This window comes from Streptomyces sp. NPDC017246 (assembly GCF_044331325.1).
Taxonomy (GTDB): domain Bacteria; phylum Actinomycetota; class Actinomycetes; order Streptomycetales; family Streptomycetaceae; genus Streptomyces.
This window is the reverse complement of the sequence record NZ_JBIRMW010000021.1, coordinates 14,717-30,165: the sequence shown is the minus strand read 5'-3', so window position 1 is coordinate 30,165 and position 15,449 is coordinate 14,717. Positions and strand designations below refer to the sequence as shown.

The window sequence follows — 15,449 nt, the reverse complement described above, 5'->3', positions numbered from 1 at the left end:
GGGCCGACCGGGAGCCCCTTCTTCGATGAGAGCCGGGTGGCGGAGAGCCGGGTGTCAGGACTCGAAGGTCGCCGTCAGGGCCTCCGCGAGGCCCGGCACCAGGTCGGGGCCGGTCAGGACCTCGGTCGCGGTGTCCTTCTCGCGCAGCCGGATCGCCGCCTCGCGCGCGCCGCCCCGCAGCACCGCCACGGTCATCCGCACCTCCTGGCGGTCCGGGTGGGCGGCCACCCACTTGGCGAGCTGCTTCTCGTTCAGGCCCTGCGGGACCTGGGCCTCGGCCGAGGGGGGCAGCATGAGCCGCTCCACCGTCATGGCGCAGCCGGCCACGCCGGCGGGCCAGGCGATGGTGCCGAGGAATTCGTCGAGGGGCTTCCCGCGCGGCAGCTTGTCCTGCTCGATCGGGGTGTAGGCGGTGGCGTCGTCACCCAGGCCCAGCTGGGAGGCGAGCGCGGGTTCCTTGGCGCGCAGCCGTGCGGTGTCGACCAGGGCGAAGAGGCGGGCCGGCTGGTCCCAGCCGAGGCCCGCCGCGTACTCGTCGATCTCGAGCACCGCGCGGGTGAGGGGGCTCGCGGCCATTGCCGGGCCGGAGGGGGAAACGTTGGACATGACCAACATCCTGCCTCCTCTTCCCCTGAACACGGGAACTAGGTAAAGCCTCAGTAAGTTGCATCAGTGGGCTCTACGATCGCGGGGCCTGCTTTCAGACGCATCAACATCGAGGGGCGCACGTTGGCTTTCCAGATGCCGGACCGCGGCGGTAGCCCGTCCGGGCCGAGGACGAGAGTCGGCCGGCCGTCCCGGCGGGCCCGAACCCTGCTCATGACACTCGGGGTGCTGGCCGTCCTGGCCATGGCGTTCGTGATGTTCGCCGGGTTCTGGACGGACTGGCTCTGGTACCGCTCGGTCAATTACTCGTCCGTGTTCACCACCACGCTCTGGACCAAGATCGGGCTCTTCGCCGTCTTCGGTCTGCTGATGGGGCTCGCCGTCGGCCTGAACATCTGGCTGGCGTACCGGCTGCGGCCGCCGCTCAGCGCGATGTCGCTGGAGCAGCAGAGCCTCGACCGGTACCGGATGGGCCTGGCCCCGTTCAAGAAGTGGGTGCTGCTCGCGGTCACCGCCCTGGTGGCGCTGATCGCCGGCGCGTCGGCCTCCGGCCAGTGGCGCACCTGGCTGATGTGGGTCAACGGCGTGAAGTTCGGCCAGAAGGACCCGCAGTTCGGGCTCGACGTGTCGTTCTACGCCTTCGACCTGCCCTGGTACCGCTTCCTCCTCGCCTTCGGCTTCGCCGCCGCCATCCTGTCGCTGATCGCCGCCGCGCTCACGCACTACCTGTACGGCGGGCTGCGGATCACCAGCCCCGGCGCGCGGGCCACCGCCGCGGCCACCGGCCACCTGTCGGTGCTGCTCGGTGTCTTCGTGTCGCTGAAGGCCGTGGCGTACTGGCTCGACCGGTACGGCCTGGCGGTGAAGTCCAGCGACTTCAAGGCCACCGGCAACTGGACGGGTCTGCGGTACGTCGACGCCAACGCCTACCTGCCGGCGAAGACCATCCTGTTCTGCATCGCCGCGATCTGCGCCGTGCTCTTCTTCGCGACGCTCTGGCGCCGCACCTGGCAGCTGCCGGTGATCGGCTTCGGGCTGATGGTGCTCTCCGCGATCCTGATCGGCGGCCTGTACCCGGCCATCGTGCAGAAGTTCCAGGTCCAGCCGAACGAGCAGGCCAAGGAAGCGCCGTACATCCAGAAGAACATCGACGCGACCCGCAAGGCGTACGCGATCGACGGGACGAAGCCGGAGAACTACTCGGGCAAGTCGACGGTGAAGGCCAAGGACCAGCTGCGCACGGACGCCGACTCGGCGGCCAGCTACCGCGTCCTCGACCCGAACATCGTGTCGCCGACGTTCCAGCAGCTGGAGCAGAAGCGGAAGTACTACCAGTTCCCGACGACCCTGGACGTCGACCGCTACGCGGGCAAGGACACCGTGGTCGGTCTGCGTGAGCTCAACATCAAGGGCATCCCGAAGCGGAACTGGATCAACGACCACTTCACCTACACCCACGGCTACGGCGCGATCATGGCCTCGGGTACCCAGACGGACGCCAACGGCTCCCCGGTCTTCACCGAGGCCGGCCTGCCGACCACGGGGATGCTCGGCCCGTACCAGCAGCGGATCTACTACGGCGAGAAGACCGACCAGTACTCGATCGTGGGCGGCCCGCAGAAGGAGCTGGACTACGAGGAGAACGGCGAGAAGACCACCAGCTACGAGGGCAAGAGCGGGGTCAACCTCTCCAGCACCTTCAATCGCGCCGCGTACGCGGTGGCCTTCAGCGAGCCGCAGATCCTCTACTCGGGGGCCATCGGCGAGGGCTCGCGGATCCTCTACAACCGCACGCCCAAGGAGCGCGTCGAGGCGGTCGCCCCGTGGCTGACCATCGACGGCGACGCCTACCCGGCGGTCGTGAACGGCAAGATCCAGTGGATCATCGACGCCTACACGACGACCAACGGCTACCCGTACGCCTCGCGCACCACGCTCGGCGACACCACGGCCGACTCGCTGACCGTCGGCAACCAGCAGCGCGCGGTCGTCGCCCAGCAGAACCAGGTCAACTACATCCGCAACTCGGTGAAGGCCACCGTCGACGCCTACGACGGCACGGTGAACCTCTACCAGTGGGACACCCAGGACCCGGTCCTGAAGACCTGGATGAAGGCGTTCCCGGACACGGTGAAGGCCAAGTCCGAGATCAACGCCGACCTGATGAAGCACCTGCGCTACCCGCAGGACATGTTCAAGGTCCAGCGTGAGCTGCTGACCCGCTACCACGTCACCGACCCCGCGCAGTTCTACAGCGGCTCGGACGCCTGGCAGGTGCCGGACGACCCGACCAACAAGGACGGCAACGCGGTCCCGCCGTACTACCTGAGCATGAAGATGCCCGGGGACACGGCGCAGCGCTTCTCGCTGACGACGACGTTCACGCCGAACGGGCGGCCCAACCTGGGCGGCTTCATGGCGGTCGACGCCGATGCCACCAGCAAGGAGTACGGCCGGCTGAGACTGCTGCGGGTCACCGAGGACGTGCCGGGCCCGGCGCAGGTGCAGAGCAAGCTCAACGGTCTGCCCTCCGTGGCCACCTTCGTCCGGGACATGAAGGGCGCCGACTCCGACATCCAGTACGGCAACCTGCTGACCGTCCCGCTCGACGGCGGGTTCCTGTACGTGGAGCCGGTGTACGCCCAGGGACGCAACGCGCTCTACCCGCTCCTGAAGAAGGTCGCGGTGTCTTACGTGGACGCGGACCAGCCGGAAGGTGACACGACCAAGGACACCACGGTGTTCGAGGACAACCTCACCAAGGCGCTCAACGCGGTCTTCGGGGTGGAGGCGCCCACCACGCCGCCGCCGACCTCACCGACGACCCCGCCGGGCACCACCAACCCGCCGCCGGCTTCGAACGACGCCGCGCTGAAGCAGGCGATCTCCGACGCCCAGAAGGCGTACGACGCGGGCGAGGCGGCTCTGGCGAAGGGCGACTGGACCGCGTACGGCAAGGCGCAGGAGGACCTCCAGGCGGCCCTCCAGCGGGCGGCCGACGCCGGGGCGAAGCTCAAGACAACGGGATCAAGCGGCTGACCTGAGGTTTTCCACCCCGCGACCGTGGTACTGTTGGTTCACCGACGCGGGGTGGAGCAGCTCGGTAGCTCGCTGGGCTCATAACCCAGAGGTCGCAGGTTCAAATCCTGTCCCCGCTACTCAGAGGATGAGGGCCCGGATCCATAAGGATCCGGGCCCTCGTCGTGTGTCGGCGTGCGCGGGGGGCTCGAAGAGCGGTAGGGAAGGGGCGAGTTGGCGTGAGTCGTGTTTGACTTGTCTCTCTGTGGGCATGTCGACAAAACGCTGAGTGACCTCACTGGCTGCGGTATACCAGGTGTGCTCGGGTTGCGGGTGGTGCGACGATGGTATTTATGGGGGACAGGGCAACTCTGTTGGAGACAGGGCGGTTTGTGCAGCGGCACTCCAGGAACGCCGCAGACGAGATCATCGAGGCAGTAGGGGCCGTCGATGCGGCCGTCGACACCACCGCCGAGACCGATGCCGACACCGAGAACGAGACCGAGACCGAGGCCCGCCACCGACGGGCCGCCGAGCGCGGTGACCTCGCCTCGATGAGCGCCCTCGGCGCGCTGCTGCTGCGCCGCGGAGACCTCGACGGCGCCGAGCCCTATCTGCGGGGAGCCACCGCCGAGGGCGATCGCGCCGCCGCGAACAACCTCGGGGTCCTGCTGCACCAGCGCGGCTACGCCGAGGAGGCCGCCGGCTGGTGGCGGGTCGCCGCCGTCGCCGGCTCCGCGCCCGCCGCCCACGCGCTCGGCCGCCACCACCGCGAGCGCGGCGACGAGCCCGCCGCCGAGTACTGGCTGCGCCAGGCCGCCGAACAGGGCCACGCCCTCGGCGCCTACGCCCTGGCCGACCTCCTGGAGCACCGCAGCGACGTCGGCGCCGAGCGCTGGCTGCGCGCCGCCGCCGAACAGGGCCACCGCGAGGCCGCGTACCGGCTCGCCCTCGCCCTGGAGCGCCGCGGCACCGAGACGACCCGCGGCCCCCACGACACCGGCACCCGGCTGCGGGTGCCCGGCACCGGCGCGATCGTGCCCACCGGTGCGGCCGGCACCGCCGGGCCGCCGGGCGGCCCGGCGGCCGCCGGACGCGCCGTCGGCGAGCCCGGGGGAGAGCCCACCGAGGCCGAGCAGTGGTACCGCCAGGCCGCCGCGCGCGGTCACCGGCGGGCCGCGCTCCACCTCGGCGCGATCCTGGAGCACCGGGGCGAGCTCAAGGAGGCCGGCCGCTGGTACCTCAGCTCCGCCAAGGAGGGTGAGGCCAAGGCGGCCTGCGCGCTCGGCTTCCTGCTCCGCGACGCGGGCGACGAGGAGAGCGCCGCCGTGTGGTGGCTGCGGGCCGCCCAGGACGGCGACGGCAACGCCGCCAACGCCCTCGGCGCGCTGCACGCCGCCCGGGGCGAGCAGCAGACCGCCGAGCGCTGGTACCGGGCCGCCATGGACGCCGGCGACGTGAACGGCGCCTACAACCTCGGGCTGCTCTGCGCCGCCCAGGACCGCATCCCGCAGGCCGAGCAGTGGTACCGCAGGGCCGCCTACGCGGGCCACCGCGAGGCCGCCAACGCGCTCGCCGTGCTGCTCCTCCAGGCCGGCGACGCCAACGGCGCGGAGCCCTGGTTCTCCAAGGCCGCCGAGGCGGGCAGCGTCGACGCCGCCTTCAACCTGGGCATCCTCCACGCGGGCCGTGACGACGACCGTACGGCCCTCGTCTGGTACGAGCGGGCCGCGGCCGCCGGGCACACCGAGGCCGCCCTCCAGGTCGGCATCGCCGCCCTCAGGGACGGCGACGAGCGGACCGCCGAGCGGCACCTGCGCTGCGCGGCAGGCGGCGGCAGCGCCGAGGCCGCCTTCCGGCTCGCCTCGGTGCTCGACGCGCGCCGGCCCGACCCCGGTCCCGCCGTCCTCGGCGCGCCCCGGGAGGAGAAGACCGAGTGCGAGGAGTGGTACGAGCGGGCGGCCCAGCAGGGGCACCGGCGCGCCCAGGTGCGGGTCGGCATGCTCGCCGCCGGGCGCGGCGACCTGGCCGAGGCCGACCGCTGGTACCGCGAGGCGGCGGAGGCGGGCAGTCGCAACGGCGCCTTCAACCTCGGGCTGCTCCTCGCCCGCGAGGGCAGCGAGCGCGAGGCCGCCCTCTGGTGGACCCGGGCCGCCCGGGCCGGTCACGGCCGTGCCGCGCTCCGGCTCGCCCTGCTCGCGGCCCGTCGCGGTGAGCTGACCGAGGGGCGGCTCTGGTGCGCCCGTGCGGTGGAGCTGGGTCCCGCGGAGGTCGCCGAGCGGGCGGCCCGGCTGAGCGAGGCGCTGCACCAGGAGCTCACCGCTTAGGGGCCCTCTTAACGGATTTGCGCTGGTCGGGGGCCGTCCCGTAGAGTCGTGTCTACCGACGCGGGGTGGAGCAGCTCGGTAGCTCGCTGGGCTCATAACCCAGAGGTCGCAGGTTCAAATCCTGTCCCCGCTACTCAGTGGCAACGAAGGCCCGGATCCGATTTCGATCGGATCCGGGCCTTCGTCGTGTGTGCGGCGTGCGCGGCCAGACGTACGACCGCACGAGAAAGCCCCCGCCGGAGCGGGGGCTTCGTCGTGAAGGCGTGTCGGGCGTGTCAGGCGGTGCCGGCGCAGCTCGGGCAGATGCCCCGGTACGTGACCTCGACGTTCGAGATCGTGAAACCGAAGCGCTCGGTGTCCGGCAGGTCCGCCAGCGGGTCGCCGCCCGGGTGGACGTCGCGGATCGCCCCGCAGCGGCCGCAGACCAGGTGCTGGTGCGGCCGGTGGGCGTTGGGGTCGTAGCGCTTGGCGCGGCCGTCGGTGGCGACCTCGATGACCTCGCCGAGGGTGACCATCTCGCCCAGCGTGTTGTAGACGGTCGCCCGCGAGATCTCGGGGAGCCGCGTCACGGCGCGCGCGTGGACCTCGTCGGCGGTGAGGTGTACGTGATCGCCGTCGAGGACTTCGGCCACGACGCGGCGCTGCGCGGTCATCCGCCAGCCGCGTCCGCGCAGTCGTTCCAACAGGTCACTCATGGGCGCAGCTTAACAGTCGAGGGCCATGATCCCGAACGGGTGTGACTTTAGAAGTTCACTTGACTTAGACAATGTCTATTGTAGGGTCGGTCGTGGCAGCGCAGGACAGGACGCAGGAGGCGTACGTGACGCAGGGACCGCTCACCACGGAGGCCGGCGCGCCGGTCGCCGACAACCAGAACAGCGAGACGGCGGGCATCGGCGGTCCCGTCCTCGTCCAGGACCAGCTCCTCCTGGAGAAGCTCGCCCACTTCAACCGTGAGCGCATCCCGGAGCGCGTGGTCCACGCGCGCGGTGCGGGCGCCTACGGCACCTTCACGCTCACCCGTGACGTCTCGCGGTGGACCCGCGCGAAGTTCCTCTCCGAGGTCGGCAAGGAGACCGAGACGTTCCTGCGGTTCTCCACCGTCGCGGGCAACCTCGGTGCGGCCGACGCGGTGCGCGACCCGCGCGGCTGGGCGCTGAAGTTCTACACCGAGGAGGGCAACTACGACCTCGTCGGCAACAACACCCCGGTGTTCTTCATCAAGGACGCCATCAAGTTCCCCGACTTCATCCACACCCAGAAGCGCGACCCGTACTCGGGCTCGCAGGAGCCGGACAACGTCTGGGACTTCTGGGGCCTCTCCCCGGAGTCGACCCACCAGGTCACCTGGCTCTTCGGTGACCGCGGCATCCCCGCCTCGTACCGCCACATGAACGGCTACGGCTCGCACACGTTCCAGTGGAACAACGAGGCCGGCGAGGTCTTCTGGGTCAAGTACCACTTCAAGACCGACCAGGGCATCAAGAACCTGACCCAGGACGAGGCCAACCGGCTCGCCGGCGAGGACCCCGACTCGCACCAGCGCGACCTGCGCGAGGCCATCGAGCGCGGCGACTTCCCGAGCTGGACCGTGCAGGTCCAGATCATGCCCGCGGCCGACGCGGCGGAGTACCGCTTCAATCCGTTCGACCTCACCAAGGTGTGGCCGCACGAGGACTACCCGCCGGTCGAGATCGGCACCCTGGAGCTCAACCGCAACCCGGAGAACGTCTTCGCCGAGGTCGAGCAGTCGATCTTCAGCCCGGCGCACTTCGTGCCCGGCATCGGCCCGTCCCCGGACAAGATGCTCCAGGGCCGGCTCTTCGCCTACGGCGACGCCCACCGCTACCGCGTCGGCATCAACGCCGACCACCTGCCGGTGAACCGTCCGCACGCCACCGAGGCGCGCACCCACTCCCGCGACGGCCACCTGTACGACGGCCGCCACAAGGGCGCGAAGAACTACGAGCCGAACTCCTTCGGCGGCCCGTTCCAGACGGACCGGCCGCTGTGGCAGACCGCCCCGGTCACCGGCGGCACCGGGAACCACGCCGCCCGGGTCCACCCCGAGGACGACGACTTCGTGCAGGCGGGCACCCTCTACCGCCTGATGTCGGAGGGCGAGAAGGGCCGTCTGGTCGGAAACCTCGCGGGCTTCATCGCCAAGGTCTCGCGCGACGACATCGCCGAGCGGGCGATCGACAACTTCCGCCGGGCGGATGGCGACTTCGGCAAGCGGCTGGAGGCCGCGGTCCAGGCCCTGCGCGGCTGAGGGCGCTTGTCGTAGAGAGAGCGGGCCGGATCTCCGTACGGAGTCCGGCCCGCTCTCGCGTCACCCCGCGACGCTGTGCAGCGGACTCCAGCAACGGATGATGTCGCGCACCGAGACGACGCCGACGGGACCCCGGTCGTCGAGGACGACGAGATGACGGAAGCCGCCGTGCGTCATGGCCTCGGCCGCCTCCTCCAGGGTCCAGGTGGGGGCGGCGAAGACGACCTCGTGGGTGGTGTGGGCGTCGGCGGTCTCGTGGTCGGGGTCCTGGTCGAGGGCGAGCGAGTTGAGGATGTCCCGTTCGGTGAGGATGCCGAGTCCGGCGTCCCCGTCCAGGACGACGGCCGCGCCGACGCGCCGCGCCGCCATCAGCCGGGCGGCCTGTCGGAGGGTGTGGGCGGGGCCGATGGTGAGGACCACGGTGCTCATGGCGTCACGGACGAGCATGGGCGGAGCCACCTCCTTGGTGAAACGTTCCCGCCTTCAACGAGAACCGATTCACAAGTTCACAAGTGGGGGGACTCTCAGAGTGGCACCGGGGGAGGGGTCCGACAAGGGGGCGCGTGAGGCGCCCCCGGGGGGTGCGGGCGGCGCTCGGTGAGGGGCGTCCGCCCGGGGAACGGTCAGTCCCTGGCGGGTTCCTGGTTCAGATAGCTCAGCAGTTCGCCGTGGAGCAGGCCGTTCGACGCCGCCGCGTTGCCGCTGTGCGGACCGTGCCGGCCGTCCAGACCCGTGTACGTGCCGCCCGCCTCCTGCACCACGATCGCCACCGCCGCCATGTCCCACAGCGAAAGCTCCGGCTCGGCGCAGATGTCCACCGAACCCTCGGCGACCATCATGTACGGCCAGAAGTCGCCGTACGCCCGGGTCCGCCAGCACGCGCGCGTGAGGTCGAGGAAACCGTCCAGGCGGCCCTGCTCCTCCCAGCCGCTCAGCGAGGAGTACGCGAAGGAGGCGTCCTCCAGGGAGGCGACCCTGGAGACCCCGATCCGGCTCGCGGAGGCCAGACTGCGTCCGCTGTACGCGCCGAGGCCCTTCGCCGCCCACCAGCGCCGGCCGAGCGCGGGGGCCGACACCACGCCCACCACCGGCTGGAAACCGGTCTCCCCGGCCTCCATCAGAGAGATCAGGGTCGCCCATACGGGTACACCCCGCACGTAGTTCTTCGTGCCGTCGATCGGGTCGATCACCCAGCGCCGGGGACCCGAGCCCTCCACGCCGTACTCCTCGCCCAGGATCGCGTCGCGCGGCCTGGCCCGCTTGAGCTGTCCGCGGATCAGTTCCTCGGCGGCCTTGTCGGCCTCGCTCACCGGAGTCATGTCCGGCTTCGTCTCGACCTTGAGGTCGAGTGCCTGGAACCGGTCCATGGTGGCCGCGTCGGCGGCATCCGCGAGGACATGGGCGAGACGCAGATCATCGTGGTAATCGGCCATGGTCGGCACTCTATCTCCGTGTGATCCCCACGCGGAGAACCGTCCACCGGCGGCCCTTGACAGTGCCCGGACGTCTGTCGACGCTGAGGACCGAAACGATTCCCCGGTCCGGGAGGCGCCGATGCTGACTGCCCGCGAGGCCCTGCTCGACGCCGCGCTCGCCGCGCTCGCGCACCGGCCGTGGTCCGCCGTGCGGATGGCCGATCTCGCGGTGGCCGCCCGGGTCTCCCGGCAGACCCTCTACAACGAGTTCGGCAGCAAGGAGGGGCTCGCCCGCGCCCTCGTACGGCGGGAGGCGGACACCTATCTCCAGGGCGTCCGGCGGCTGCTCGACGCCCCGGCCCCGCCGGAGCGGAACCTCGTCGCCGTCGCGGAGTGGATCGTGACCCGGGCCGCCGCCCGGCCCGTGCTGCGGGCCCTGCTCACCGGAGCCTGGGACGAGCGGCTTCCGGCGCCCCGGCCGGCCAGACCCGGCGCGCGCCCCGCGGCCGTTCCCGCCCAGCGCCGTGCCGACGAGGGACCGCCCGCGCCGGGCGAACTGGTGGCGGCGACCGCGGCCTGTGCGGGAGAACGGTGGGCGGCCGGCTGCGAGCTCGTCGTACGGCTCGCCCTCAGTCATGTCGTGGCGCCCACGATCCCCTCCCTGGGAGGGTGGCGGGCGGACGGTCAGTGCGCCGAGCCGGAGAGCTGGAGCCCGATGACCCCGGCGACGACCAGACTGATCGAGACGATCTTGAGCGTGGAGACCACGTCGCCGAGGAAGATCATTCCGTAGATCGCCGTCCCGGCCGCCCCGATCCCGGTCCACACCGCGTACGCCGGACCCACGTCGAGCTTCCGCAGCGCGAGCGTGAGGAGGCCGAAGCTGCCCAGGGCGAAGGCCGCGAACGCGACGGTCGGCCACAGCCGGGTGAAACCGTGAGAGAGCTTGAGGCAGACCGCGAAACCGGTCTCCAGGAAGCCCGCCACCACCACCAGCAGCCACGCCATCGTCAGTGCCTCCCACGCCGTCGGTGACTGCTTCGTCGCACTTGGTGCGATTATGCACTTACCGGTCGTGGTCGTCCGTAAACGCGGACGGCTCAGTCGCCCTCGCGTCGCTCCCGGGTCGAGAGCAGTCGCCGCAGCGAGACCAGCCGCGCCGGATCGGCGTGGCCCTCCGTCACCCACGCGTCGAGCGCGCAGTCCGGCTCGTCGTGGCTGCACGCGCGCGGGCAGTTCTCCGTACCCGCCACGAGCTCGGGGAAGGCGAGGATCACCCGGGACGGATCGACGTGGTGGAGACCGAAGGAGCGGACGCCCGGGGTGTCGATGACCCAGCCGCCCTCCTTGTCGTTGAGCGGCAGAGCGAGGGCCGAGGTGGTGGTGTGCCGGCCGCGGCCCGTGACCGCGTTGACGACACCCGTGGACCGCCGCCGGTCCGCCGGGACCAGAGCGTTCACCAGCGTCGTCTTGCCGACCCCGGAGTGCCCGACGAACGCCGTGGTCCGGCCCTTGAGGTGCTCGTGGACCCGCTCGGCCGCGACCCCGTCGACGAACTCGTCGCGGGTGGTCACCACGTACGGCACACCGAGCGCGCCGTACATCTCCAGGAGCGCGTCCGGCGACGCCAGGTCCGACTTGGTCAGGACGAGCAGCGGGGTGAGGCCGCCGTCGTAAGCGGCGACCAGACAGCGGTCGATCAGCCGGGGGCGCGGCTCGGGGTCGGCGAGCGCGGTGACGATCGCCAGCTGATCGGCGTTGGCGACGACCACCCGCTCGTAGGGGTCGTCGTCGTCGGCCGTGCGGCGCAGCACCGAGCTGCGCTCGCTGATCCGCACGATCCGGGCCAGGGTGTCGCGCTCGCCGGACAGGTCGCCGACGATCGAGACCCGGTCGCCGACGACGGCCGCCTTGCGGCCCAGCTCGCGCGCCTTCATCGCCGTGATGATCCGGTCGTCGACCAGACAGGTCAGCCGACCGCGGTCGACGGTGAGGACCATGCCCTCGACGGCGTCCTCGTGCTTGGGCCGGATGGTGGTCCGGGGACGGGTGCCCTTGCGGTTGGGCCGCTGGCGGATGTCGTCCTCGTCGGTGTTCTTGCCGTAACGCCGCATGGTTCAGGCCCCGAGCATTTCGGTCCACATCGTCGGGAAGTCCGGCAAGGTCTTCGCCGTCGTCGCCACGTCCTCGATCTCCACGCCCTCGACCGCGAGGCCGATGATCGCGCCCGCCGTCGCCATGCGGTGGTCGTGGTACGTGTGGAAGACGCCGCCGTGCAGCGGGCGCGGGCGGATGTGGAGACCGTCCTCGGTCTCGGTCACATCGCCGCCCAGCTCGTTGATCTCCTTGGTGAGCGCAGCCAGCCGATCCGTCTCGTGCAGCCGCAGATGGGCGACCCCGCGCAGGGTGGACGGGGAGTCGGCGAGGGCGGCGACCGCCGCGATGCCGGGCGTCAGCTCGCCGACCTCGCCGAGGTCCACGTCGATGCCGTGGATCCGGCCGGTGCCGGTGAAGGTCAGACCCGCCTCGGTCAGCTCGCAGGAGCCACCCATCTCGGTGAAGATCTCCCGCAGCGCGTCACCGGGCTGGGTGGTTCGCGCGGGCCAGTCCGGGACCGTCACCCGGCCGCCGGTCACCAGGGCGGCCGCCAGGAACGGCTGCGCGTTCGACAGGTCGGGCTCGACGACCAGGTCCCGGCCGCGCAGCGCGGACGGGGCCACCCGCCACACGTTCGGGGCGCCGCCGTGCTCCGGCTCGTCGACCTGGGCGCCGACCGCGCGGAGCATGTCGACCGTCATCCGGATGTGGGGCAGCGAGGGCAGTCGCGAGCCCACGTGCCGTACCTCGACGCCCTGGTTGAAGCGGGGCGCGGACAGCAGCAGCGCGCTCACGAACTGGGAGGACGAGGAGGCGTCGATCTCGACCGTGCCGCCGTCCAGACCACCGGCGCCGTGGACCGTCATGGGCAGCGCGCCCCGGCTCTCGTCGTCGACGCGGGCGCCGAGCGCGCGCAGCGCGTCGATCACGCCGTGCAGCGGGCGCTCGTGGGAGCGGGGGTCGCCGTCGAAGCGCACCGGGCCGTCGGCGAGCGCCGCGACCGGGGGCAGGAAGCGCATGACCGTACCGGCGTTGCCGACGTCGACGGTCGCGGGGCCGCGCAGCGGGGAGGGCAGGATCCGCCAGGCCTCGCCGGAGCCGTCGGGGCCCACGCCCTCCTCGATCTTGACGCCGAGGGTGCGGAGCGCCTCGGCCATCAGGAGGGTGTCGCGGGAGCGCAGCGGGCGGCGCAGCCATCCGGGCTCGGAGGCCAGCGCGGCGAGGACCAGGGCGCGGTTGGTGACCGACTTCGATCCGGGCACGGTGACGGTCGCGTCGACGGCGCCGCGGGCGTACGGGGCGGGCCAGAGGTCGGTGGACGGGTCGGTGTGCGCGGAAGCAGCTGCGGTCATGGAACTCACTGTACGGGGGAGTCAGATGCCCAGGAGCCAGCGACCGCCGCCGATCAGGGCGCAGATCGCGACCGCGTGGAAGAAGAAGAGCCACACCCCGGCGGGCACATGGGTGAGCCGCGCGAGCTGGTCGGCGTCGGAGTCGGGGGCGCCGCCGTGGCGCCGTTTGGCCTGGAGTTCGAAGGCCGGGCGCACACCGCCGAGCAGCAGGAACCAGACCACGGCGTACGCGAAGGCCGACTGGACCTGGGGGCCGGTCAGCAGGGAGACGAGGAGGAAGGCGGCGCCGGTGAGGAGGACGGTGAGGACGCCGTACGCGTTGCGGACCATCACCAGCAGGGCGAGCAGCAGGGCGGTCGCCGTCCACAGCAGCAGGGTGACCCGGTGGGTGCCGAGCAGGGCGGCGCCGCCGAGGCCGAGCAGCGGGGCGGCGGGGTAGCCGGCGGCCAGGGTGAGGATCACTCCGACGCCGGTCGGGCGGCCCCGGCTCACGGTCAGCCCGCTGGTGTCCGAGTGGAGCCGGATCGCTTCGAGGCGGCGGCCGGTGGCGAGGGCCACCAGGCCGTGGCCGCCCTCGTGGGCGATGGTGATCGCGTTGCGGGCCGGCAGCCAGAGGGTCCGGAAGAGGACCAGGCCCAGCGCGCACGCGGCGGTGAGGTAGACGATCCACTCGTCCGGAGCCGGCTGGGTGCCGAGGATCTCGGTCATTTCGCGAACGGCTCCTCGGTCGTGTTCGGGATCGTGGCAGTGTGGCACGTATGTGCGGACGGTATGCAGCGAGTCGGCGGCCCGAGGACCTCGTCGGCCTTTTCGGGATCGAGAAGTGGGAGCCGGAGGAGACTCTGGCCCCGGACTGGAACGTGGCCCCCACCAAAGAGGTCTGGGCCGTTCTGGAGCGTCCTCTGAAAGACGCAGGATCCCGGCGTCCGGTTCGCCAGCTGCGCGCGTTGAAATGGGGTCTCGTGCCGTCCTGGTCGAAGTCCCCCGAGGGCGCCGCCCGGATGATCAACGCGCGCGCGGAGACCGTGGACGAGAAGCCCTCCTTCAAGCGCGCCTTCGCCGCCCGCCGGTGCATCCTGCCCGCCGACGGCTACTACGAGTGGGTGACCGGTTCGGGCGAGCGGGACCTGGAGGTCGAGGGGAAGAAGAAGCGGCCCAGGAAGCAGCCGTACTTCGTGACCCCGGCCGACGGCTCGGTCTTCGCGATGGCCGGTCTCTACGAGTTCTGGCGCGACGGGACCCGGCCCGACGCCGATCCCTCCGCCTGGTGGGTGACCTGCTCGGTGATCACCACCGAGGCGGAGACCGGGCCGCTGGGCGTGGCCCCCGAGGAGGGCCCGCACTCGCTCGCCGACATCCACCCCCGGATGCCGCTGATGCTCACGGAGGACCGCTGGGACGCCTGGCTCGACCCGGCGCGCACCCACCCGGAGGAGCTGCGCGGGCTGCTCGCCCCGCCGCCCGGGGGTCTCATGCGGGCCTACCCGGTGGCGACCGCGGTCAGCAACGTCCGCAACAACGGACCGGAACTCCTGACCGAGCTGGAGGGCCCGGAGGAGGGCACGCTCTTCTGAACCCCTTCCGCCGGGCCCGTGGGGGCAGGATGGGGGAGTGACCGACGTGACACAGTACGAGACCGTTTCCACCGACGCCGGTGAGGCCCGCGTCGCCTGGTTCGAGGGGACGGAGCCGTGGGCCGTCCTCGCCCTCGGCCACGGGGCCGGCGGGGGCATCGAGGCCCGCGACCTCCGGGCGCTGGCCGGCGCGCTGCCCGCCGGGGGCGTGACCGTCGCCCTCGTCGAGCAGCCCTGGCGGGTCGCCGGCAAGAAGGTCGCACCCGCCCCGAAGACCCTGGACACCGGCTGGCGCGGCCTCTGGCCCGCCCTCGCGAAGCCGGGGCTCCCGGTGATCGCGGGCGGCCGCAGCGCGGGCGCCCGGGTCGCCTGCCGCACCGGGCGGGAGCTGGGCGCGCTCGCCGTCCTCGCGCTGAGCTTCCCGCTGCACCCGCCGGGCAGGCCGGAGAAGTCCCGTGCGGAGGAACTGCTCGGCACCGGGCTGCCGACGCTCGTCGTCCAGGGCGGCAACGACCCCTTCGGACGCCCCGGGGAGTACCCGGAAGGCCCGTACGGCCTCGTCGAGATTCCCTACGGGGACCACGGCTTCGCCCTGCCCAAGCGCGCGCCGCTCGGCCAGGACGAGGCCATGGGACTGCTCGTGGAGGGCGTCGCCGAGTGGATCTCCACTCTGCGCTGACGCACGGGAATGCGGAGTGGGGGACCACTGTTGTTCCGGGCGTCGGTGTGAGAGCAAAGAAGAGGGAGTCCGTCGCATGGGTTCGACCATCTGCCCGGAGCGCGCGCAG

Annotated in this window: 14 protein-coding genes and 2 tRNA genes; 8 read left to right on the top strand and 8 right to left on the bottom strand. The window is 71.7% G+C overall.

All coding sequences use genetic code 11. The annotated features are described in order from the left end of the window. Positions 1–54: 54 nt before the first annotated feature. Positions 55–606: a PPA1309 family protein gene (locus tag ACH4MY_RS34200; protein WP_209496718.1), complete on the bottom strand. Its 552-nt coding sequence runs from the start codon at positions 604–606 to the stop codon at positions 55–57. Between the two features lie 135 nt (positions 607–741). Here ACH4MY_RS34200 and ACH4MY_RS34195 point away from each other — a divergent pair, with 135 nt between their 5' ends. The 4 genes from ACH4MY_RS34195 to ACH4MY_RS34180 all read left to right on the top strand — a co-directional run bounded on the left by ACH4MY_RS34195 (position 742) and on the right by ACH4MY_RS34180 (position 6,084). Next, complete coding sequence (locus tag ACH4MY_RS34195) at positions 742–3,645, top strand: UPF0182 family protein (RefSeq protein WP_398008337.1); 2,904 nt, start codon at positions 742–744, stop codon at positions 3,643–3,645. A 45-nt stretch (positions 3,646–3,690) separates the two neighbouring features. Beyond that, positions 3,691–3,764, top strand: a tRNA-Met gene (locus tag ACH4MY_RS34190). A 204-nt stretch (positions 3,765–3,968) separates the two neighbouring features. Further along, positions 3,969–5,951 carry a tetratricopeptide repeat protein gene (locus ACH4MY_RS34185; RefSeq protein ID WP_398008151.1) on the top strand — a complete coding sequence of 661 codons (1,983 nt, stop codon included), beginning with the start codon at positions 3,969–3,971 and terminating at the stop codon, positions 5,949–5,951. Between the two features lie 59 nt (positions 5,952–6,010). Further along, positions 6,011–6,084, top strand: a tRNA-Met gene (locus ACH4MY_RS34180). A gap of 142 nt (positions 6,085–6,226) precedes the next feature. On the opposite strand, the gene ACH4MY_RS34175 is transcribed toward ACH4MY_RS34180, so the two are convergent. After that, on the bottom strand, positions 6,227–6,646 hold the full coding sequence (locus tag ACH4MY_RS34175) for a Fur family transcriptional regulator (protein WP_398008150.1): 420 nt from the start codon (positions 6,644–6,646) through the stop codon (positions 6,227–6,229). A 125-nt stretch (positions 6,647–6,771) separates the two neighbouring features. Here ACH4MY_RS34175 and ACH4MY_RS34170 point away from each other — a divergent pair, with 125 nt between their 5' ends. After that, entirely contained in the window at positions 6,772–8,223 is a 1,452-nt protein-coding gene (locus ACH4MY_RS34170) for a catalase (protein ID WP_398008335.1), read from the top strand. A 60-nt stretch (positions 8,224–8,283) separates the two neighbouring features. Here the strand turns inward: ACH4MY_RS34170 and ACH4MY_RS34165 are convergent, their stop codons facing one another. Together ACH4MY_RS34165 and hisN are read right to left on the bottom strand one after the other, a co-directional pair. Then, entirely contained in the window at positions 8,284–8,670 is a 387-nt protein-coding gene (locus ACH4MY_RS34165) for a cyclic nucleotide-binding/CBS domain-containing protein (protein WP_398008148.1), read from the bottom strand. A gap of 176 nt (positions 8,671–8,846) precedes the next feature. Then, positions 8,847–9,656 carry a histidinol-phosphatase gene (hisN, locus tag ACH4MY_RS34160; protein WP_398008147.1) on the bottom strand — a complete coding sequence of 270 codons (810 nt, stop codon included), beginning with the start codon at positions 9,654–9,656 and terminating at the stop codon, positions 8,847–8,849. A gap of 121 nt (positions 9,657–9,777) precedes the next feature. Between hisN and ACH4MY_RS34155 the strand changes: the two genes are divergently transcribed. Continuing rightward, entirely contained in the window at positions 9,778–10,431 is a 654-nt protein-coding gene (locus ACH4MY_RS34155) for a TetR/AcrR family transcriptional regulator (protein ID WP_398008146.1), read from the top strand. On the opposite strand, the gene ACH4MY_RS34150 is transcribed toward ACH4MY_RS34155, so the two are convergent. The 4 genes from ACH4MY_RS34150 to ACH4MY_RS34135 all read right to left on the bottom strand — a co-directional run bounded on the left by ACH4MY_RS34150 (position 10,323) and on the right by ACH4MY_RS34135 (position 13,795). Further along, on the bottom strand, positions 10,323–10,646 hold the full coding sequence (locus ACH4MY_RS34150; RefSeq protein ID WP_398008144.1) for a DMT family transporter: 324 nt from the start codon (positions 10,644–10,646) through the stop codon (positions 10,323–10,325). The two genes, ACH4MY_RS34155 and ACH4MY_RS34150, sit on opposite strands and share 109 nt — an antisense overlap. A gap of 92 nt (positions 10,647–10,738) precedes the next feature. Then, a complete protein-coding gene (gene rsgA / locus ACH4MY_RS34145; protein ID WP_398008143.1) occupies positions 10,739–11,752 on the bottom strand; it encodes a ribosome small subunit-dependent GTPase A in 1,014 nt (337 codons plus the stop codon). 3 nt (positions 11,753–11,755) lie between these two features. After that, positions 11,756–13,087, bottom strand: coding sequence for a 3-phosphoshikimate 1-carboxyvinyltransferase (aroA, locus tag ACH4MY_RS34140; protein ID WP_398008142.1), 1,332 nt, complete (start codon positions 13,085–13,087; stop codon positions 11,756–11,758). Between the two features lie 21 nt (positions 13,088–13,108). Beyond that, positions 13,109–13,795, bottom strand: a complete 687-nt coding sequence (locus ACH4MY_RS34135) for a M50 family metallopeptidase (RefSeq protein WP_398008141.1) — start codon at positions 13,793–13,795, stop codon at positions 13,109–13,111. Between the two features lie 50 nt (positions 13,796–13,845). Between ACH4MY_RS34135 and ACH4MY_RS34130 the strand changes: the two genes are divergently transcribed. Further along, positions 13,846–14,661 (top strand): SOS response-associated peptidase, encoded by an 816-nt coding sequence (locus ACH4MY_RS34130; protein WP_398008140.1) that lies wholly within the window; start codon positions 13,846–13,848, stop codon positions 14,659–14,661. Positions 14,662–14,707: 46 nt separating this feature from the next. Beyond that, complete coding sequence (locus ACH4MY_RS34125; RefSeq protein WP_398008333.1) at positions 14,708–15,340, top strand: alpha/beta family hydrolase; 633 nt, start codon at positions 14,708–14,710, stop codon at positions 15,338–15,340. Positions 15,341–15,449 lie beyond the last annotated feature (109 nt).